At 72.2% G+C, this 18,173-nt stretch carries 21 protein-coding genes; 15 read left to right on the forward strand and 6 right to left on the reverse strand.

What is annotated here, in order from left to right; translation table 11 throughout:
* The first annotated feature begins 6 nt into the window (after window positions 1–6).
* Window positions 7–1,542, forward strand: coding sequence for a putative hexosyltransferase (gene mptB, locus ACYVLJ_RS18310; protein ID WP_460439498.1), 1,536 nt, complete (start codon window positions 7–9; stop codon window positions 1,540–1,542).
* A gap of 3 nt (window positions 1,543–1,545) precedes the next feature.
* Here the strand turns inward: mptB and ACYVLJ_RS18315 are convergent, their stop codons facing one another.
* From ACYVLJ_RS18315 to ACYVLJ_RS18325, 3 genes are read right to left on the reverse strand one after another with little or no spacing between them, the layout of a single operon-like run.
* Entirely contained in the window at window positions 1,546–1,953 is a 408-nt protein-coding gene (locus tag ACYVLJ_RS18315; RefSeq protein WP_460439499.1) for a PNPOx family protein, read from the reverse strand.
* Window positions 1,950–2,849 (reverse strand): S66 peptidase family protein, encoded by a 900-nt coding sequence (locus ACYVLJ_RS18320; RefSeq protein WP_460439500.1) that lies wholly within the window; start codon window positions 2,847–2,849, stop codon window positions 1,950–1,952. The genes ACYVLJ_RS18315 and ACYVLJ_RS18320 overlap by 4 nt, the downstream gene beginning before the upstream one ends.
* A complete protein-coding gene (locus ACYVLJ_RS18325) occupies window positions 2,846–4,765 on the reverse strand; it encodes an alpha/beta hydrolase family protein (protein ID WP_460439501.1) in 1,920 nt (639 codons plus the stop codon). The genes ACYVLJ_RS18320 and ACYVLJ_RS18325 overlap by 4 nt, the downstream gene beginning before the upstream one ends.
* Before the next feature lie 76 nt (window positions 4,766–4,841).
* On the opposite strand from ACYVLJ_RS18325, the gene ACYVLJ_RS18330 reads away from it, so the two are divergent.
* From ACYVLJ_RS18330 to ACYVLJ_RS18360, 7 genes are all read left to right on the forward strand, one after another.
* Window positions 4,842–5,417: a DUF3090 family protein gene (locus ACYVLJ_RS18330; protein WP_451972831.1), complete on the forward strand. Its 576-nt coding sequence runs from the start codon at window positions 4,842–4,844 to the stop codon at window positions 5,415–5,417.
* Window positions 5,418–5,419: 2 nt separating this feature from the next.
* Window positions 5,420–6,235, forward strand: a complete 816-nt coding sequence (locus tag ACYVLJ_RS18335; RefSeq protein WP_460439502.1) for an SCO1664 family protein — start codon at window positions 5,420–5,422, stop codon at window positions 6,233–6,235.
* On the forward strand, window positions 6,220–7,104 hold the full coding sequence (locus ACYVLJ_RS18340; protein ID WP_460439503.1) for an aminoglycoside phosphotransferase family protein: 885 nt from the start codon (window positions 6,220–6,222) through the stop codon (window positions 7,102–7,104). The genes ACYVLJ_RS18335 and ACYVLJ_RS18340 overlap by 16 nt, the downstream gene beginning before the upstream one ends.
* 103 nt (window positions 7,105–7,207) lie before the next feature.
* Window positions 7,208–8,020, forward strand: coding sequence for a DUF3097 domain-containing protein (locus ACYVLJ_RS18345; RefSeq protein WP_460439504.1), 813 nt, complete (start codon window positions 7,208–7,210; stop codon window positions 8,018–8,020).
* Window positions 8,021–8,104: 84 nt separating this feature from the next.
* Window positions 8,105–8,539, forward strand: coding sequence for an NfeD family protein (locus tag ACYVLJ_RS18350; protein WP_451972823.1), 435 nt, complete (start codon window positions 8,105–8,107; stop codon window positions 8,537–8,539).
* Entirely contained in the window at window positions 8,536–9,024 is a 489-nt protein-coding gene (locus tag ACYVLJ_RS18355; RefSeq protein ID WP_460439505.1) for an SPFH domain-containing protein, read from the forward strand. Before ACYVLJ_RS18350 ends, ACYVLJ_RS18355 begins: the two co-directional genes overlap by 4 nt.
* Before the next feature lie 91 nt (window positions 9,025–9,115).
* Window positions 9,116–10,450, forward strand: coding sequence for an SPFH domain-containing protein (locus ACYVLJ_RS18360; protein ID WP_451973312.1), 1,335 nt, complete (start codon window positions 9,116–9,118; stop codon window positions 10,448–10,450).
* Between the two features lie 51 nt (window positions 10,451–10,501).
* Here ACYVLJ_RS18360 and ACYVLJ_RS18365 read toward each other — a convergent pair whose 3' ends face one another.
* Window positions 10,502–11,848: an MFS transporter gene (locus tag ACYVLJ_RS18365; RefSeq protein ID WP_460439506.1), complete on the reverse strand. Its 1,347-nt coding sequence runs from the start codon at window positions 11,846–11,848 to the stop codon at window positions 10,502–10,504.
* A 195-nt stretch (window positions 11,849–12,043) separates the two neighbouring features.
* On the opposite strand from ACYVLJ_RS18365, the gene ACYVLJ_RS18370 reads away from it, so the two are divergent.
* The 5 genes from ACYVLJ_RS18370 to ACYVLJ_RS18390 all read left to right on the forward strand — a co-directional run bounded on the left by ACYVLJ_RS18370 (window position 12,044) and on the right by ACYVLJ_RS18390 (window position 15,799).
* Entirely contained in the window at window positions 12,044–12,667 is a 624-nt protein-coding gene (locus tag ACYVLJ_RS18370; protein WP_451972817.1) for an acyl-CoA-like ligand-binding transcription factor, read from the forward strand.
* An 81-nt stretch (window positions 12,668–12,748) separates the two neighbouring features.
* Window positions 12,749–14,272: an FAD-dependent monooxygenase gene (locus ACYVLJ_RS18375; RefSeq protein WP_460439507.1), complete on the forward strand. Its 1,524-nt coding sequence runs from the start codon at window positions 12,749–12,751 to the stop codon at window positions 14,270–14,272.
* 144 nt (window positions 14,273–14,416) lie between these two features.
* The gene (locus tag ACYVLJ_RS18380; protein WP_460439508.1) at window positions 14,417–14,737 is read left to right on the forward strand and encodes a metalloregulator ArsR/SmtB family transcription factor; all 321 of its coding nucleotides are present in this window, start codon (window positions 14,417–14,419) and stop codon (window positions 14,735–14,737) included.
* The gene (locus ACYVLJ_RS18385) at window positions 14,734–15,210 is read left to right on the forward strand and encodes an SRPBCC family protein (RefSeq protein ID WP_460439509.1); all 477 of its coding nucleotides are present in this window, start codon (window positions 14,734–14,736) and stop codon (window positions 15,208–15,210) included. Before ACYVLJ_RS18380 ends, ACYVLJ_RS18385 begins: the two co-directional genes overlap by 4 nt.
* Window positions 15,191–15,799 (forward strand): TetR/AcrR family transcriptional regulator, encoded by a 609-nt coding sequence (locus ACYVLJ_RS18390; protein ID WP_460439510.1) that lies wholly within the window; start codon window positions 15,191–15,193, stop codon window positions 15,797–15,799. Before ACYVLJ_RS18385 ends, ACYVLJ_RS18390 begins: the two co-directional genes overlap by 20 nt.
* On the opposite strand, the gene ACYVLJ_RS18395 is transcribed toward ACYVLJ_RS18390, so the two are convergent.
* Window positions 15,779–16,555 carry an SGNH/GDSL hydrolase family protein gene (locus tag ACYVLJ_RS18395; RefSeq protein WP_460439511.1) on the reverse strand — a complete coding sequence of 259 codons (777 nt, stop codon included), beginning with the start codon at window positions 16,553–16,555 and terminating at the stop codon, window positions 15,779–15,781. The two genes, ACYVLJ_RS18390 and ACYVLJ_RS18395, sit on opposite strands and share 21 nt — an antisense overlap.
* Window positions 16,556–16,597: 42 nt before the next feature.
* Here ACYVLJ_RS18395 and ACYVLJ_RS18400 point away from each other — a divergent pair, with 42 nt between their 5' ends.
* Window positions 16,598–17,470 carry an alpha/beta fold hydrolase gene (locus tag ACYVLJ_RS18400; RefSeq protein WP_460439512.1) on the forward strand — a complete coding sequence of 291 codons (873 nt, stop codon included), beginning with the start codon at window positions 16,598–16,600 and terminating at the stop codon, window positions 17,468–17,470.
* Here ACYVLJ_RS18400 and ACYVLJ_RS18405 read toward each other — a convergent pair.
* The gene (locus tag ACYVLJ_RS18405) at window positions 17,467–17,976 is read right to left on the reverse strand and encodes a CGNR zinc finger domain-containing protein (protein WP_460439513.1); all 510 of its coding nucleotides are present in this window, start codon (window positions 17,974–17,976) and stop codon (window positions 17,467–17,469) included. The two genes, ACYVLJ_RS18400 and ACYVLJ_RS18405, sit on opposite strands and share 4 nt — an antisense overlap.
* Before the next feature lie 25 nt (window positions 17,977–18,001).
* Here ACYVLJ_RS18405 and ACYVLJ_RS18410 point away from each other — a divergent pair, with 25 nt between their 5' ends.
* Window positions 18,002–18,172, forward strand: coding sequence for a hypothetical protein (locus ACYVLJ_RS18410; RefSeq protein WP_460439514.1), 171 nt, complete (start codon window positions 18,002–18,004; stop codon window positions 18,170–18,172).
* The last annotated feature ends 1 nt before the right edge of the window (window position 18,173 follow it).

Consider the following 18,173-nt stretch of genomic DNA (forward strand, 5'->3'; position numbering starts at 1 on the left):
ACGGAAATGGCGACCACCACCGACCCCACGCAGACGCCCTCGACCAGGCTGGCCGAGCGGCTCCTCACGCCCTCGCGGTTCCCGTATCGCACGATCGCGATGGGCACGGTCGGGAGCACCCTGCTGATGATCGCGGCGCTCGGCGCCGGCGGCATCTTGATCAAGGACCCGGTCCTCGGCCACGGGCCGCTGTCCTGGGTCCGCTACGGCCACGGGCGCATGCTCGCCAACGCCGTCCTCTACACCGGCTTCGGCCTCGTCGTCTGGGCCTGGGTCCGGCTCGGCCGCTACGTGCTGGCCGGCCGCATCGGCAGCCGCCCGATCCTGATCGCCGCCGGCTGCTGGATGGCGCCGCTGATCGTCTCGCCGCCGCTGTTCACCCGCGACGTCTTTTCCTACCTCGGCCAGGGCGCCCAGCTGCTCTACGGACTCGACCCGTACGCCAACGGCCCCGCCGAGCTCGGCGTGCTGCCGAACGTCGTGCAGAACGTCCACCCGCTCTGGCAGACCACCCCGGCGCCGTACGGGCCGCTGTTCCTGCTCATTTCCAAGGGCGTCGTCGCCACCACCGGCGACAACATGATCCTCGGCGTCATCCTCATGCGCGTCGTGCTGCTGGCCGGCCTCGCCGGGACGCTCTGGGCGCTCCCGCGGCTGGTCAAGCACCTCGGCGGCAAGCTCCCGGTCGCGCTGTGGCTCGCGGTGGCCAGCCCGATGATGGTCATCCACCTCTTCGGCGGCCCGCACAACGACCTGATGATGCTCGCGTTCCTCACCATCGGCGTCCTGGCCGCCCTGGAACGCAAGCACGTCGTCGCGGTGATCCTGGTGACGATCGGCATGCTGATCAAGCCGACGGCGGCGATCGCGCTGCCGTTCCTGGTCTGGATCTGGGCCAACCACCTCGAAGGCGAGTCGAAGGTCCGCAACTTCCTGCGCGCCGGCGCGGCCTCGGTGGGCCTGTTCCTGCCGGTGTTCGTCGCGGGCACGTGGATCTCGCTGGGCTCGCTCAACCTCGGCTGGTGGTCCGGGCTCAAGGCCCCGCAGCTCATCGCGAACTGGCTCAACATCCCCACCGGCATCGGCGAGGTGTTCTACAACCTGGTGCACCTGGTGGTCGACGTCCAGGTCTCGCCGTTCGTCACGGTCGCCCGCGCGGCGGGCATGCTGCTGCTGATCGGCTTCGGCATCCGCCAGTGGTGGCTGGCCCGCGACGGCGGCACCGAGGCGGTGTACCGCGCGGGGATCTCGCTGCTCGCGGTCGCGATCCTCATGCCGCCGACCCTGCCGTGGTACCTGACCTGGGGTTTCGTGCTCCTGTCGGCGTTCAAGTGGCAGCCCCGCCACCTCGCCCTCGTGGTGGCGGTCTCGGTGTTCGTGACGCTGGTGTACTACCCGACGGGCGAGCAGGCCCTCTACGACTGGTGGTTCATCGCCCTGGTCGTGGTGGCCAGCCTGTACTCGGCGGCGTCCCTCCTGCGCCCGGACCCGCTGGGCCTGATCGACGCCTGGCGCCGCCCGGAGAAGTTCCTCCGCGACTGAACCTCAGCTCCCGGCCCAGCCGCTCCACGTGTGGACCTCCGTCACGACCACCGCGTGCTCCGGCGGCCGTGACCGGTACTGCGCGTACTTCTCGACCAGCCACGAAACCGGCTCCGCGCCCGGCGAAAGCACCCGGGCCGAACCGTCCGCGCGGGCCCACCACAGCTGCGACCAGTCTTCGGCGTACTCGTCCGCCAGGAAGCACACCGCCGGGTTCTCCGCGATGTTGCGCAGCCGCCGCAACGACGTCGACGACTTCGGCTTGTGGTCCACCGCGAACACCACCCGGTCGCCGCGCACCGCGAACGTCACCGGCACCAGGTGGGGCACCCCGGCCGCCGACACCGTCGCCAGCCGCGCCACTCGCGAAGCCGCGAAGCGCGAACGCGCCTCCGAAGACGAGAGCTTCACGTCAGCGCGGGGGAGTCGAAGGTCAGCGTCCCCAGGTCCGCGTCCAGGGTCACCGGCACCCCCAGCGGCAACGTCGGCGACGACGCCACGTGCCCGAAGCCGAAGTCCTCCACCACCGGCACCCCCAACGGTCCCAGCCGTTCCACCATCAGCGCGCGCACGTCCGCCGGGTCGCCGCACGCCGCCCACGAGCCCAGCACGATCCCGCGGACCCCGTCGAACCAGCCGCTGCGCAGCAGCTGCGTCACCATCCGGTCCAGCCGGTACACGCTCTCGGTGACGTCCTCCAGCAGCACCACCGCGTCCCGCGCCGAACCGTGCTCCGGCGTTCCGATCCCGCCCGCCAGCAGCGACAGGTTCCCGCCGGTCAACGTCCCCGACGCGCGGCCCGGCACCAGCGGCCCGCCGCCCCGCACCACCACGTTCCGCTCGGGCTCGAACAACGCCCGCCGCAGGTGCTCCACCGCGAAGTCGTCGAACAGCACGCTCGCCGGCATCGGGGAGAACAAACTGGACAGTCCCAAGTGGACATCCACCGCCCGGTGCAACGCCGTGATGTCCGACGACCCGGCCAGCACCTTCGGGCCCGCCTCGCGCAGCGCCGCCCAGTCCACCAGGTCCAGCATCCGCTGCACGCCGTAGCCGCCGCGGGCCGCCAGCACGCACCGCACGCCCGGATCCAGCCACGCCTCCGTGAACTCCGCCGCCCGCGCCGCGTCCGAACCGGACAGGTACGGCGGCGCACCCGCCTCCGCACGCACGCACGGCCCGATCCGCAGCTCGACGCCCCAGCCGCGCAGCACCGGTAGCGCCTTCTCCAGCAGGTCCGCCGGCACCGGCCCGGCCGGCGCCACCAGCGCCACCGTGTCCCCGGCCCGCAACCGCGGCGGCCTCACCGGGACAGCTCCAGCCGCGCCACGCCCGGCGTCTCGAACCCCAGCACTTGCCCGTAGAACGACAGTTCCGCCTCCAAGGTCGCCACGATCGTCGCAGCTTGCCTGAACCCGTGCTGCTCACCGGCGAACCGCTGGTAGGCGTGCGGGATCCCGCGTCCGGCGAGCCCGGCCACGAACCGGTCGGCCTGCTCGGGCGGGCAGATCCGGTCCTCCAGGCCCTGCTGGAACAGCACCGGTCCGGCCAGCGCCCCGGCGTTCGCCAGCGGCGACCGCTCCACGTACCGCTGCTTCGCTGCCGGTAACGGCCCGACCAGCCCGTCCAGGTACCGCGACTCGAAGTCGTGCGTGTCGCCCTCGGCGCCGGTCCAGCCGGCCAGGTCCAGCACCGGGTACATCACCGTCCCGGCCCGGTAGGTCTTCGTCGTGGTCAGCGACGCCGCGGCGGTGAATCCGCCCGCGCTGCCACCCCGGACCGCCAGCCGGTCGCCGTCGGCCAGCCCCGCCGCCACCAGCGCCTCGGCCACCGCGACGCAGTCCGCGACGTCCACCACGCCCCACTGCTCCCGCAGCCGCTCGCGGTAGGCCCGCCCGAACCCCGTCGACCCGCCGTAGTTGACCGCCGCCACCGCGATGCCGCGGCTGGCGAAGTAGGCCAGCTCCAGGTCCAGCACCGGCAGGTACTGGCCGGTCGGCCCGCCGTGGACGTGCACCAGCAGCGGCGGACGCTCGCCTTCGGGCGCCGCGAAGTCCGGGTTCGACGGCGGGTAGAAGACCACCGGCACGACGTCCCCATCGGCCGTCGTGAACATCCGCTCCTCCGGCACCGGCAGGTACGCGGCGGGCAGCTCCGGCTGCGGCGTCAGGTCCGTCACCGCGCCGTCGAGCCCGACGTGCACGACCGCGGCTTCGCGCAGGGGGCCACCCGCGACCCCCACGACGCCGCCGCCGTGCGCGGCGAACCCGGTGCTCGACCACGCCGCCAGCTCGCCGGCCACGGGCGTCACCGAGCCGTCGGCCTCGTCCAGCACGGCCAGCCGTCCGGACGCCAGGACCGCGTGCCGCCCGCCCCCGAGCGGGACGAACCACCGCGAACCGGTCTTCCACAGCGGACCGCCCAGCTCCCGCTCGACCGGGGCGAGGTTCGCCACCGTCCCGTCCAGGCCGATCCGGTGCAGGTTCCACCAGCCGTCCGGGTCCAGCAGCGCCAGCAGTGCCGTGGGCGTCTCCCACTCGACCTGGCACACCGAGACGTCGGGGCCGCCGGCGAGCACCCGGTGCGGCCCGAACGAGCCGTCCTCGCCGACGGGAGCGACGCACAGTTCGGTGCCGTCCCACGGCATCGCCGGGTGGTCCCAGCCGAACCACGCCGCGTGCCGCCCGTCCGGGGACGGCTTCGGCACGGTCAGGAACCGGTGGCTCGCCACGAGCACCCGCTCGCCGCCACCGTCGAGGGCGATCGCCACCAGCTCCCGCTCGACGTCGGTCGGCCGCGGTCCGACACCGCGCTCCCGCACGGCCCACACCTCGCCCGGCCGCCCGGCCCGGAGGTCGCCGTAGCGGACGCTCTGCGCCTCGGCGGGCTCCGGTGTGAGCGGCACGACTCCGGTTTCGCTCAGCGCGTACACGCGCTGGTCCGCCCAGTGCGTGAACACCACCACACCGCCGGCCACCGCCCACGGCCGGCCGCCGTACTCGTGCAGCCGGTTGCGGACGTTCCACGGCGGCGGCAGCACGTCCTCGGTCCCGCCGGGAACGGCTTTCACCAGCGCGACCCGGCCCTGCTCACCCGGCCGCGCCTCGGCCCACCACACCTCGTCCCCGACGACGTCGAGCCACTGCGGGCCGCCGCCGGCGGCGGCCACCTCGGCGGCGGTGATGGGCGAGGACCAGGTTCCGTACGGGGAGATCCGAGACACCCCCAGAGGCTAGCGGCCCGTGAAGGTGGGGCGGCGGATGCCGATCATGCGCCCGTGGCCTAGGGTCGACAGTGCTATGTCTCGCGTAATCCACGTCTTCCGCCAGCCGGATCGGTTCGTCGCCGGCACCGTCGGCGAGCCCGGCGATCGCACGTTCTACCTCCAGGCGTCCGAGGACGTGCGCACCATCAGCGTCACCATCGAAAAGCAGCAGGTCGTCGTCCTCGCCGAGCGCCTCAGCTCACTGCTCGAGGAAGTCGCCAGCCGCTTCGGTGCCGACGTGCCCGACGACGTCCCCGACGACCTCGTCGACGTCGACCCCCTCACCGTGCCGGTCGAGGAGGAGTTCCGCGTCGGCACGATGGGGCTGGGCTGGGACGCCGACAGCAGCGCCGTCGTCATCGAGCTGCTCGCCATCACCGAGGGCGAGGTAGACGAGACGGTCGTGCTCGACGACACCGAGGAGGGCCCGGACGCCGTCCGCGTGTTCCTCAGCCCGGCCGCCGCCCGCGCCTTCGCCGAGCGTGCCGACCGCGTCGTCAACGCCGGCCGCAAGCCGTGCCCGCTGTGCGGGGAGCCGCTCGACCCGAACGGGCACATCTGCCCCCGGCAGAACGGCTACCGGCGCGAAACCGACGCGGACGAAGACTGACCATGGCGAGCACCCCCGCCAGCCAGCCCGACCAGCCCGACCCGGCGTCCCGCGAACTCGTCACCCACGGCCGCATCGACGTCGAAGGCCGGCTCGTCGACGCCTCCAACGTCACGCTGTTCTGCGCGATCGAGCTCGACGGCGTCACCGGCCGCGTCGTGTACAAGCCGGTGTCGGGGGAGCGGCCGCTGTGGGACTTCCCCGACGGCACCCTGGCCGGCCGCGAAGTCGCCACCGCGATCGTCAGCGAAGCCGCCGGCATCGGCGCGATCCCGCCGACCGTGCTGCGCGACGGCCCGTTCGGGCCCGGCATGGTCCAGCTGTGGGTCGAGACCACCGACGACGACCTCGTCGACGTCCTCCCGCCCGACGAGGTCCCCGAAGGCTGGCGGCCGGTGCTGCACGCCCACGACCGCCTCGGCGAGCCCGCGGTGCTGGCCCACGCCGACCACCCGGGCCTGCGCGACCTCGCGGTGCTCGACATCGTCGTCAACAACACCGACCGCAAGGGCGGGCACCTGCTGCCCGGCCCCGACGGCCGCGTCTACGGCTGCGACCACGGCATCTGCCTGCACACCGACCCGAAGCTGCGGACCGTGCTCTGGGGCTGGATCGGCGAGCCGGTGCCGCCGGACACCGTCGAGAAGCTGCGCAAGCTGCGGTCGGAGATCGACGGCGGCCTCGGCAAGACGCTGTCCGAGCACATCACCAAGTTCGAGATCCGGGCCCTGGCCGAGCGCACCGACCTGCTGCTGACCGAGGGCATCTTCCCCGAGCCGGGCGACGACTGGCGCGCCATCCCGTGGCCGCTGTTCTGATCGACGCCGCGGCCCGGGCCCGCCTGGTCGACCGCTTCGGCGCGGAACTGGCCGAACCCTGGTGCGACGCGCTCCCGGACCTGGTCGGCCGGCTGACCGCTCGCTGGCACCTCGAAGTCCGCGAGGCCCGTCCCGGCAACACCGGCCGCACGCTCCTCTGCACCGGCCCCGGCGGTGACCTGCGCGTCCTGAAGCTCACGCCGGACCCCGAAGTCGCCCGGCTGGAGTTCACCGGGCTCAGCGCCTGGGCCGGCTGCTCCCGCGTCGTCCAGGTCCTCGACGCCGACCTCGACGTCAACGCGATCCTCCTCGAGGGTCTGGTCCCCGGCACCCAGGTGGACGCCGACGTCCCGTGGCCCGAAATCGGCGAGATGCTCGACCAGCTGCACGGCGCCGAACCCCGCGGGGAGGTCCGGCGGCTGGCCGAAGGCATCGAGTTCATCTTCACCCTCTCCGAACGCCGTCGCCGCGAAACGGCGGCCGCGGAGTACCTGAGTGCCGAAGTCCTGGAGAAGGGCCGTCAGCGGGCCCTCGAACTCGCCACCAGCGGACCGGTCACGCTGATCCACGGCGACCTGCACCCCGCGAACGTCCTCGACGCCGGACCCGGCCGCGGCGCCGTCGCCATCGACCCGCGTCCCGGCCTCGGCGACCCGTCGCTGGACGCGCTGGACTGGATGTTCGTGCCGGTGGCCGCCGGCGGCACGATCGACGACGGCATCGCCGCGCTCGCCCCGCACGTGACGGACTTCGACGCCGACCGCGTCCGCGCGTGGTGCGTCGCGATGGCTCCGCTGATCGCGCTCGCGCCGCTGCGCCGCGGCGAGCCGTCACCGTTCACCGACGCGGTCCTCGAACTGGCCCGCTGACCGGCGTGGCACCACCCGCCCGGGTGCCGACCCCCACTGATCCATCCATGCCCCACCGCCGCCCTCAACGGAGAAGCTGCGCTTCGCTGCTACTTTCTTGGTCGTGCGCTCCCACTCGTATGACGACGTGCTCGCCGGCCCCCGCCGCAAAAAGGTGCCTGAGGTTCCCGCCGAACCCGGTCTCGTGGTCGAGGACCCGGCCAGCGGCTACTGCGGCGCGGTGGTGAAGATCGAGTACGGCAACGTCGTGCTCGAGGACGCCAAGGGCCGCCACCGCGTGTTCCCGCTCGCCCCGGCCGGGTTCCTGCTCGAAGGCAAACCCGTCACGCTGGTGCCGGTCAAGACGGTGAAGGCCCCGGTCCGGAAGGTCTCGGCGTCCGGTTCGGTGAAGGTCCAGGGACTGCAGGCCCGCGTCGCCCGCGACTCGCGCATCTGGGTGGAGGGCAAGCACGACGCCGAGCTCGTCGAACGCGTCTGGGGGCACGACCTGCGCGTCGAAGGCGTCGTCGTGGAGCCCCTGGACGGCGTCGACGTGCTCGCCGACCGGATCGCCGAGTTCGGCACGGGCCCCGGCCGCCGGCTCGGCGTGCTGGTCGACCACCTCGTGCCCGGCAGCAAGGAGTCCCGGCTCGTCGACGCGATCCGCGACGAGAACGTGCTGGTCACCGGCCACCCCTACATCGACGTCTGGGAAGCGGTGCGGCCCGAAGCGGTCGGCATCGAGGCGTGGCCGAAGATCCCGCGCGGCACCGAGTGGAAGCAGGGGATCTGCGACGCGCTCGGCTGGGGGCAACCTTTCGAAGGCTGGCAACGTGTCCTGAGCGGAGTGAGCAGCTTCCGCGACCTCGAGACCCCGCTCATCGGGGCCGTGGAGCGGCTCATCGACTTCGTCACCGAGCCGGCGGAAGAGGGCTGAATGTCCGAATTGTCCAAGGTCACGCGAAGGTCACGTCCCGTCACGGCGCCGGTGCGAACCGGCGCGATCTGAGAGCATGAAGCCATGGCTTGGGCACTGGTCTGGTTGATCGTCGGCATCGCCCTGATGATCGCGGAGGTCCTCTCCGGGGACTTCGTGCTGATCATGCTCGGCGTCGGCGCCCTGTTCGGCGCCGGGGCCGACGTGCTGACCGGGAACGTCTTCGTCGACGTCGCCGTGTTCGCCGTCGCCTCCGTCGGCATGCTCGTGCTGGTCCGGCCCGCGCTCAAGCGGCGCTTCCTCGCCGGGCCGACCCACCACACCGGCATCGACGCGCTGATCGGCGCCAGAGCCGTTGTTCTGTCCACAGTGGACTTCGAGGCCGGGCAGGTGAAGCTGGCGGGCGACGTCTGGTCGGCCCGCAGCCTCTCCGAGAACCACCCGCCGATCCAGCCCGGAACCTCGGTCACCGTCGTCGAGATCTCCGGGGCCACCGCCGTCGTGTCGGCCGAACCGTGAGCCTCGGCCTCGTCGCCGTCCCCGAAGGCCGGGCCGCGGTGATCGAACGGCTCGGGCGCTTCCGCGCCGTGCTCGGCCCCGGCCGGCACTTCGTGGTGCCGTTCGCCGACCGCGTCCGCGCCCGTGTCGACCTCGGCGACCAGATCCTGTCCGCGCCGCCGCGGCCGATCGAAACCGGCGACGGCAAAGAGGTCTTCGCGGAGTTCGAAGTCGTCTTCGCGGTCACCGATCCACGGCTGGCGACCTACGAAATCGCCAACCCGGCGATCGCGATCGACCAGCTGACCACCACCGCGCTGCGGCAGGAGGGGAGCCTCACGACCGCCGAGCGCGCCGTGACCGCGCCGGAGGACCTGCACCGTACAGTGTGGACGGTCCTGCACGACACCACCGGCCGCTGGGGGATCACCGCGAAGGAGCTGAAGCTCTCGGTGAGCCCGCCGGCGGCGCCCGGAACACCGTCAACCGCGCAAGAATGGTACTAGGTAAGGGGAAGATCTCTTGACCACCACAGTAGCGATCGTCGTGGTCGTCTTACTGGCTCTCTTCGTGATCATCACGGTAGCCAAGGCGATCATGGTCGTGCCGCAGGCGCAGTCGGCGGTGATCGAACGGCTGGGCCGGTTCCGCACGGTGGCGTCGCCGGGCCTCACCTTCCTGGTGCCGTTCCTCGACAAGGTGCGGGCCCGGATCGACCTGCGCGAGCAGGTCGTCTCGTTCCCGCCGCAACCCGTGATCACCGAAGACAACCTGACCGTGTCGATCGACACCGTCGTGTACTTCCAGGTCACCGACTCGCGTGCCGCGGTGTACGAGATCTCCAACTACATCGTCGGTGTCGAGCAGCTGACCACCACCACGCTGCGGAACGTGGTCGGTGGCATGAGCCTCGAGCAGACGCTGACCTCGCGCGACTCGATCAACAGCCAGCTGCGCGGCGTGCTCGACGAGGCCACCGGCCGGTGGGGCATCCGCGTCGCGCGCGTCGAGCTGAAGGCGATCGACCCGCCGCCGTCCATCCAGGACTCGATGGAAAAGCAGATGCGCGCCGACCGTGAGAAGCGCGCCATGATCCTCACCGCGGAAGGTCAGCGGGAGTCCGCGATCAAGACGGCGGAAGGCCAGAAGCAGAGCCAGATCCTCGCCGCCGAAGGTGCCCGCCAGGCGACCATTCTCGCCGCCGAGGCCGAGCGGCAGTCCCGGATCCTGCGGGCGCAGGGTGAGCGGGCCGCGCGGTACCTGCAGGCGCAGGGCCAGGCGAAGGCGATCGAGAAGGTGTTCGCCGCGATCAAGGCCGGCCGCCCCACCCCGGAGGTGCTGGCCTACCAGTACCTGCAGACGCTGCCGCAGATGGCGCAGGGCGACGCGAACAAGGTCTGGATGATCCCCAGCGACTACGGCAAGGCCCTCGAAGGCTTCGCCCGCGCGCTCGGGGCCCCCGGCGACGACGGCGTGTTCCGCTACGAGCCGCCGAAGGACGACGACGTCCCGGAGAAGCCCGACCTCGAGGACGAAGAGGTCTCCAGCTGGTTCGAGACGAAGAGCGACCCCAAGGTCGCCGAGGCGGTCGCGGCCGCGGAAGCCGTCGCGCGCAAGGAGGTCCCGGCGATCGGTGCGTCGTCGACGCCGTCTCGGCCGTCGATCCCGCGTCCGGTGCAGCAGCAGCCCGAGCCGGAAGCGGACGAGGAACGCGGCACCGAGGTCACGCCGTCGCCGCAGCAGCCGCCGACCCCGCAGAGCGGCCAGCCCCTGCCCCAGCCGCAGCAGCCGCCGGCCGGCCCGCCCCCGGGCGGCCAGTACCAGGGCCCGCCGCCGCAGTCCCCGCCGCCGGGCCAGTTCGGCGGCCCGCAGCAGAACCCGGGCAGCGGCCCGTTCCCGCAGCAACCCCCGTTCGGCGGCCCGCGCCGCTGACGCGTCCGTCCGTGAAGGCCGCCTTGAGGATCAAGGCGGCCTTCACGGCGTTCAGGCGCGCTGGTACACGGTGACGTCGTCGATGTCGGCCTTCGACCGGTCCTTCAGGAAGATCACGCACAGGATCGTGACCACCGCGGACAGGACGATGTAGGCGGAGATCGAGTACGGCGTCCCGGTCGCGTGCAGCAGCCACGTCGCCAGCAGCGGCGCCGGCCCGCCCGCGAACACCGAGGCCAGCTGGTAGCCCAGCCCCGCGCCGCCGTACCTCAAGTGCGTCGGGAAGCTCTCGCCGATCAACGCCGCCTGCGGGCCGTACTGCAGCGCGTGCGGGATGAACGACACCACGACCGCGACGAACACCAGTGCGTGGTCGCCGTGCGCCAGGATCGTGAAGTACGGGAACGCGATCACGCCGGTGAACACCGCCCCGGCGAGGTACACCTTCTTCCGGCCGATGCGGTCCGAGAGCATCGAGAAGAACGGGATCATCGCCAGCTCGAGCGCGGCGCCGACGAGGACCGCGTTGAGCACGAACGTCTTGCTGAACTCGTGCCGCGCCACGACGTAGATCAGCACGTAGCTGGTGAACAGGTAGAACGGCATCTGCTCGCTGAAGCGCACGCCCGCCGAGAGCAGGATTTCGCGCCAGTGGTGCTTGATCGCGTCGAGCACCGGTGTCCGCGCGGTCTGCTGGTTCTTGATCAGCTTCGCGAACATCGGCGTCTCGAGGATCTTCAGCCGGATCACCAGGCCGACGGCGACGAGCACGAGGCTGACCAGGAACGGCAGCCGCCAGCCCCAGGAGTCGAACGCGTCGGGGGAGAGGGTCGCCGACAGCAGCGTCATCCCGCCGGTGCCGAGCACGAGCCCGACCGGCACGCCGATCTGCGCGAAACTGCCGAGCAGGCCGCGTTTGCGCTGGTCACCCCACTCCATCGCGAGCAGCACCGAGCCGCTCCACTCGCCACCGATCGCGATGCCCTGGACCAGCCGCAGCAGCACCAGGATCAGCGGGGCGGCGAACCCGATGGCCGACGTTCCGGGCAGGACCCCGACGACGCCGGAGGAGATACCCATCAGCAGCAGCGTGACGATCAGCGTCGCCTTCCGGCCGATCCGGTCACCCCAGTGCCCGAAGATCGCGGCGCCGACCGGCCGCGCGGCGAACCCGACCGCGTAGGTCGCGAAGGACTGCATGGCCCCGGCGTAGGCACTCGACGCGGGGAAGAACAGGTGCGGGAAGACCAACGCCGCCGCGGTGTTGTAGAGAAAGAAGTCGTACCACTCGATGGTGGTACCGATAGCGCTGGCCAGCGCGGCTCGCCGGACCTGCACTCGCCCGGACTTACTGTCCGGTTCGACCTTGTGAGTGACGTTGTTGTCGCCCAGGACCATCTCGCAACACCTCCGGTGACTGATGTCACACAACAGTGTGACGCTCGTCGACGAATTCGGCGATTTCTGACGCGGATCGCTACCGAGGCGTGAACTCTCGCCCGGAAGACCGCCTACGTGCCCGGCCGCACGCGCCCGTAAAGACTGCAGATTCAGCAACTTTGCAGATTCGGCAAGTTTCGGTACGGTGGGGTCGTGGACACCGACGGCGCCGGACTCCGGGAGCGCAAGAAGCACGAGACGCGGACCGCGCTGAGCTGGGCCGCGATCCGGCTGACCGTCGAGCGCGGCTACCAGAACATCCGGGTCGAGGACATCGCCGCCGAAGCCGGGGTGTCCACCCGGACCTTCAGCAACTACTTCGGCAGCAAGGGCGAGGCCATCGTCGCCCGCCACCACGACCGGGCCCGGGCGATCGCCGCGGCGTTGCGGGAACGTCCGGCCGGTGAGCCGATCTGGGACGCCGTCACCGAAGCCTCGGTGACCGGGTTCGCGCTCGGTGAACCGGTCACCGAGGGGCACGTCCCCGACCGGGCGTGGCTCGCCGGTGTCCGGCTCCTCGTCGCGGAACCCGCACTGCAGGGCGAGTTCCACAAGGCCGGGGCCGCGGGCCAAGCCGAGATCGCCCGCGTCGTCGCCGAACGCACCGGCACCGACGTCGAAAAGGACATTTACCCGCGGCTGGTCGCCGGCGTCGTCGCGGCCGCGCTCAACGTCGTCACGCAGCAGTGGCTCAGCACCGAACCGCCACTGCCACTCGGCACCCTCCTGCGGGACGTGTTCGCCCGGCTCGCCGCCGGCTTGCCCGAACCGCGCTGACCTTCACCGAACCCTGGGGCGCCCGGCACCCGCAGGGCTGGTTCGTCCTGCCCTTTTTCTGCCACCGCAAGGAGTTCCGCCATGGAAGACGTCGTCATCGCGGGTGCCGGGCCCAACGGCCTGATGCTCGCCTGCGAGCTCGCACTGGCCGGCATCCGCCCGCTGGTGCTCGAACGGCTGCCCGAGCCGACCGCGGAAAACCGCGCCAACGGCCTGGTCGGCCAGGTCGTCCGGCTGCTCGACCGCCGCGGCCTGCACGACCGCCTCGCGGGCCCGATCGGGCCGCCCGTGCCCGCGTTCGTCTTCGGGGGCATGCGCCTCGACCTGACCCTGCCCGAGCACAACTCCCTCACCATCCTCGGCGTGCCGCAACGGCGTGTCGCGGCGATGCTCGCCGAACGCGCCGCCGAACTCGGCGTGGAGGTCCGCCACGGCCACGAGCTCACCGGCCTCACCCAGGACGCCGACGCCGTCACCGTCGACTTCACCGGCCCGGCCGGCCCGGGCCGGCTCACCACCCGGTACCTCGTCGGCGCCGACGGCGGCCGCAGCGTCACGCGCAAGCTCGCCGGGATCGGCTTCCCCGGCGTCACGGAGGACCGGACGCTTTCCCGCACGTCGCACGCGACCGTCCCCGCTGAGTTCGTCGACCCCCAGTCCGGGGGTTTGAACGTGCCCGGCCACGGCGTCATCCCGCCGTTCTTCCACTACCGCACCGAAACCGGGCTGTTCGTCTACGCGCCGTTCCCGACCGGGGCGCTTGTCACCACCACGGAATGGGTCGACGGCGAGGAGCCCGTGGACGAGCCTCCGATGACACTCGACGACCAGCGCGCCAGTATCGAGCGCGTGCTCGGTTTCGACCTGCCGATCGGGCCGCCGGAAGGCGACGGGCCGCACCTGCTGCGCCGGCTGCGCGGCCGCAACACCCGCCTGGCCGACAGGTTCCGCGAAGGCCGGGTGCTGCTGGTCGGCGACGCGGCGCACGTCCACTCCGCGATCGGCGGGCCCGGGCTGAACCTCGGCCTGCAGGACGCGGTCGGCCTCGGCTGGAAGCTCGCCGCCGAGGTGCACGGCTGGGCCCCGGCCGGCCTGCTCGACACCTACGAGAGCGAACGCCGCCCGGTCGCCGAGCGCGTCGTCATGCACACCCAGGCGCAGTCCGCGCTGGTCGCGCCCGGCCGGGACGTCACGGCGCTGCGCACGCTGTTCGGCGAGCTGCTCCGGCAACCGGACGTCGTCGGGCACATCGCCGACCTGATGTCCGGCGCCGACGTCCGGTACGAGCCGGGCACCGGCCACCCGCTCGACGGCCGGTGGGCCCCGGACCTGGTGCTGGCCGACGGTACCCGCCTGGCCGAGCTGACCAGGACGGCCAGGCCGCTGCTGCTGGACTTCACCGGCGCGCTCGGCGCCGAGCTGCGCGGCTGGACCGACCGCGTCGACCCCGTGTGCGGCGAGGCCTCGGGGGAGGCGACCGCGCTGCTGATCCGCCCGGACGGCTACGTCGCCTGGGCGTCCGACGCGAAGGAGCCCGACGACACCGAGCGGAAGGCGCTGCGGACCGCGCTCGAACGGTGGTTCGGCAGCCCCGTTGACATGTAGGAGATCTCCTACGTATTGTCGCGGCATGACGATCACCCACGTCCAATTCCTCACCCTGCACGACGCCGCCCCGAAAGGCGCGCAGCCCGGCGTGGTCCTCACCGACCAGCGGCACACCACGGACTTCGGGAACGTGCCCCGCTGATGCCGGTCAACGACGACGTGTTCGCCGCCCTGGCCAGCCCGGCCCGGCGGGAGGTCCTGCGGCTGCTGCTGGACGGCCCGATGGCCGCCGGCGCGATCGCCGAGCGGTTCGAGATGGCCCGGCCCAGCCTCTCGGAACACCTGCGGGTGCTCCGGGAGGCCGGCCTGGTCGCCGAACAGCGGCAGGGCCGCCACCGCGTCTACCGGCTCGACGCGGCCCCGCTCGAAGAAGTCGCCGACTGGCTCACGCCGTACGAGCGGTTCTGGCGGAGCAAGCTGGCCAACCTGCGTGACCTGCTCGACGAAGAGGACGACCGATGACCGGCGACGACCCGACGGCGATCCACGTCGACCAGTTCCTCGCCCACCCGGCCCGCAAGGTGTGGCGCGCGCTGACCGAGCCCGACCTGCTCGAGCGCTGGATCAGCATGCCCAACGACATCAAACCCGTGGTGGGACACCGGTTCCGCCTCTTGGCCGAGCCTGTTCCGGCGGCCGGGTTCGCCGGCGGCCCGGTCGACTGCGAGGTCCTCGAGGTCGAGCCCGAGCGCAAGCTGAGCATCCGCTGGGGTCCGCAGTGGACGGTCACCTGGCGGCTGGTGCCGGAGGGCACCGGCACCCGGCTCTTCCTCAGCCACGAAGGGTTCGACCCGGACGACGAGTTCCAGCGCGTCTCACGGCGGATCATGGGCGGCGGCTGGCGCTCCCACGTGCCACGCGCACTGGCCCGGTTGCTGGACACCCTCGACGACCCGGCCCGGTTACGATCGGAAGGTGACCCCCGCCGCCCCTGATCGCACCGATCCGAAACCCCTGCGCGCGGACGCCCGGCGCAACCGGGCGCGCGTGCTGGACGCGGCCGAGAGCGTGTTCGCCGCCAAGGGCACCGGAGCGCCCACCGAGGAGGTGGCCCGAGCCGCCGGCGTCGGCATCGGCACCGTGTTCCGGCACTTCCCGACGAAGGAAGCTCTGCTCGAAGCCGTGCTGGTTGCCCGGCTGCACCGGTTCGCCGACGAAGCCGAGTCGGTCGCCGCGGCCGAGTCCGCCGACCCGGGTGCCGCGTTCTTCACGTTCCTCACCAGCTGGATCGAGATGTCCAGCGCGAAGAACGCCTACTTCGAGGCGCTGACCGCCGCCGGGATCACCATGCCGAAGGAGAAGTCCGACATCGGCGCCCGGCTGCTCCGGGCGCTCGGTGTCCTGTTGTCGCGGGCCCAGGCCGTGGGCGCGGTCCGCGAGGACCTCGTGCCCGGCGAGCTGATCACGATCATCATCGGCGTGGCCAAGGCCGCCGAATACGCCGGTCCGGACGCACGGCTGCGCGACCGGGCGGTGTCGATCCTCTTCGACGGCCTCCGCCCGTCAGCGGGGGAGCGGCGCTGAGGCCACCGGCTCCAGCGCCGGGCGCTTCGGGGCCAGCGTGTCCCCGGACGACTCGCCCTTGACGCGCCGCCGCACCCACGGCAGCGCGTGCTCCCGCGCCCACTGCAGGTTCTGGCTGCGGCGCTCGGCCGGGCTGAGCACCTCGCGCGGCGCCGGCACGGGGTTCGTCAGCCCGTGCTCGACGCCGAGGACGCGCAGCACCTCGATGGCGACCTCGGTGTGCCCGAGCGAGTTGAGGTGCAGGCGGTCGGCCGCCCAGAACCGGCGGTCGCAGAGCTGCCGCATCGACCACAGATCCACCAGCAGCGCGCCGTGGCGGGCGGCGATGCCGCGCACCAGTTCGTTGTAGATCGCCACCCGGCCGCGGATCGCGCGGAACAGCGGGTCTTCGACCCCGTCGACCCCGGTGAACAGGATCAGGCGGGCTCCGGTCTCGCGGACGCGGGCGACGGCGGTCTCGTAGTCGGCGAGCAGCGCGTCGATGTCGACCTTGGGCCGCATGAGGTCGTTGCCGCCGGCGTAGAGGGACACCAGGTCCGGGCCCAGGGCGAGTCCCGGCTCGAGCTGCTCGGCCAGCACCTGCGGCAGCAGCTTGCCGCGGATGGCGAGGTTGGCGTAGCGGAACTGCGGCTCGTGCGCCGCGAGCTGTTCGGCGACGCGGTCGGCCCAGCCGCGGACGCCGTTCGGGGCGGCCGGGTCGTCGTCCCCGACGCCTTCGGTGAACGAGTCCCCCAAGACCACTAAGCGCTTGCTCATGTCTGCAGTCTAAGCGGGCCGCCGGGTGGAAGGATCACGCCCATGCGCTTCACCACGACCACGCCACTGCTCGACATAGCCGGCGAAGAGGCGGGTGCACCGGACGGGGTACCGGTGGTCCTGCTGCACGGGTTCCCGTACGACGTCCGGTGCTACGACGACGTCGCCGCGCGGCTGCCCGAGGCCCGCGTACTGGTGCCGTACCTGCGCGGGTTCGGCGGGACGCGGTTCCGCTCGGCGGACACGACGCGCTCCGGCCAGCAGGCGGCGCTGGCCCAGGACCTGCTCGACTTCCTGGACGCCCTCGACATCCCGCAGGCCATCGTCGCGGGCTTCGACTGGGGCGGCCGCGCGGCCTGCATCGCCGCGGCGCTGTGGCCGGAGCGGGTGCGCGGGCTGGTGTCGGTCGACGGCTACAACGTCCAGAACCTCGCCTACTCCGGCGAGCCGGCACCGCCGGAGTGGGAGCGGACCTACTGGTACCAGTTCTACTTCCACTCCGAACGCGGCCGCCGGGGCCTGGAACGCCACCGCGACGAGCTGTGCGAGCTGCTGTGGCGCACGTGGTCCCCGACGTGGGCCGGCGCGGCCGAGGCGTTCCCGGCCAGCGCGCCGAGCCTGCACAACCCGGACTTCGTCGATGTCGTGATCCACTCCTACCGCCACCGCTTCGGCCTGGCCGAGGGCGATCCGCGTTACGACCGGCTGGAGGAGCTGATCGCGGCGGAGCCGGAGATCACCGTGCCGACCGTGGTCCTGGAGAGCGGTGCCGACGGCATCGCCGGGCCGAGTGCGGCCGGCGACCGGGAGTACTTCACCGGCCCGTACGAGCACCGCGTGGTGCCGGACGCCGGGCACAACGTGCCGCAGGAGGCGCCCGCGGAGTTCGCGGACGCGGTACGCGCCCTGCTTTAGGCGGTGACCTGCCGGGCCCGGTGGTCGGCGACGTGGACCCGGGTCGCGCAGCGCGTCGAGCAGAACCGGCGGCGGCCGTTGCGAGATGTGTCGACGTACGCGGTCTCGCAGCCTTCGCGGCCGCAGATCCCCAGGCGGTCCGGTGCTTCGCACACCAGGTGGGCGAGCCCGCCCGCGGTGAAGGCGCGGACGCGGCCGACCGGCCCGGCGTCTTCGGCCGAGTAGTGCAGGTGGGGCGGCTTGCCGTCGTGGGTGGCGATGTACGGCCGGCACGCCGCTTCGGCCAGCAGGTCGTTGACCAGGGCCGGGCGCGCGTCGGCGCCGGCCGCGAACACCGGCTCGAGCCGCCGGGCCCACTCGCCGATGCGGGTGGCTTCGTCGTCGGCGAGCGCCGCGATGGACATGCCGTTGCGGACCATCCCGTCGAGCAGCTCGCTCGCCGAGCCCGCGTTCACCAGGTCGGCGGCCACGAGCGCGGCCGGACCGCCGTAAGGGTTGAAGTGCACTAAGTCATTACACCACGATCGGGGCATGGACCGGAACCGTTGCCCCCGCTGCGGCTGGCCGCTCGCCGAACTGCCGGCGAGCGCGGCCCAGGCCGTCACCCACCGGCTCGACTACGTGCGCTGCGTCTGCGGCAGCTGGCTCGCCCGGCTCGACGGCGAGGTCGTCGGCGCCACGAAGGCTCGGCTGAGCCGGTGAC

This window comes from Amycolatopsis stemonae (assembly GCF_054781455.1).

Excerpts from the sequence above, each read along its gene's own strand:
- ACYVLJ_RS18395 (WP_460439511.1), bottom strand. The coding sequence starts at position 16,555 with ATGAGCAAGCGCTTAGTGGTCTTGGGGGACTCGTTCACCGAAGGCGTC.
- ACYVLJ_RS18385 (WP_460439509.1), top strand. The coding sequence starts at position 14,734 with ATGACCGGCGACGACCCGACGGCGATCCACGTCGACCAGTTCCTCGCC.
- ACYVLJ_RS18335 (WP_460439502.1), top strand. The coding sequence starts at position 5,420 with ATGGCGAGCACCCCCGCCAGCCAGCCCGACCAGCCCGACCCGGCGTCC.
- ACYVLJ_RS18400 (WP_460439512.1), top strand. The coding sequence starts at position 16,598 with ATGCGCTTCACCACGACCACGCCACTGCTCGACATAGCCGGCGAAGAG.
- ACYVLJ_RS18330 (WP_451972831.1), top strand. The coding sequence starts at position 4,842 with ATGTCTCGCGTAATCCACGTCTTCCGCCAGCCGGATCGGTTCGTCGCC.
- ACYVLJ_RS18350 (WP_451972823.1), top strand. The coding sequence starts at position 8,105 with ATGGCTTGGGCACTGGTCTGGTTGATCGTCGGCATCGCCCTGATGATC.
- ACYVLJ_RS18360 (WP_451973312.1), top strand. The coding sequence starts at position 9,116 with ATGGTCGTGCCGCAGGCGCAGTCGGCGGTGATCGAACGGCTGGGCCGG.
- ACYVLJ_RS18410 (WP_460439514.1), top strand. The coding sequence starts at position 18,002 with ATGGACCGGAACCGTTGCCCCCGCTGCGGCTGGCCGCTCGCCGAACTG.
- ACYVLJ_RS18380 (WP_460439508.1), top strand. The coding sequence starts at position 14,417 with ATGCCGGTCAACGACGACGTGTTCGCCGCCCTGGCCAGCCCGGCCCGG.
- ACYVLJ_RS18375 (WP_460439507.1), top strand. The coding sequence starts at position 12,749 with ATGGAAGACGTCGTCATCGCGGGTGCCGGGCCCAACGGCCTGATGCTC.
- mptB (WP_460439498.1), top strand. The coding sequence starts at position 7 with ATGGCGACCACCACCGACCCCACGCAGACGCCCTCGACCAGGCTGGCC.
- ACYVLJ_RS18365 (WP_460439506.1), bottom strand. The coding sequence starts at position 11,848 with ATGGTCCTGGGCGACAACAACGTCACTCACAAGGTCGAACCGGACAGT.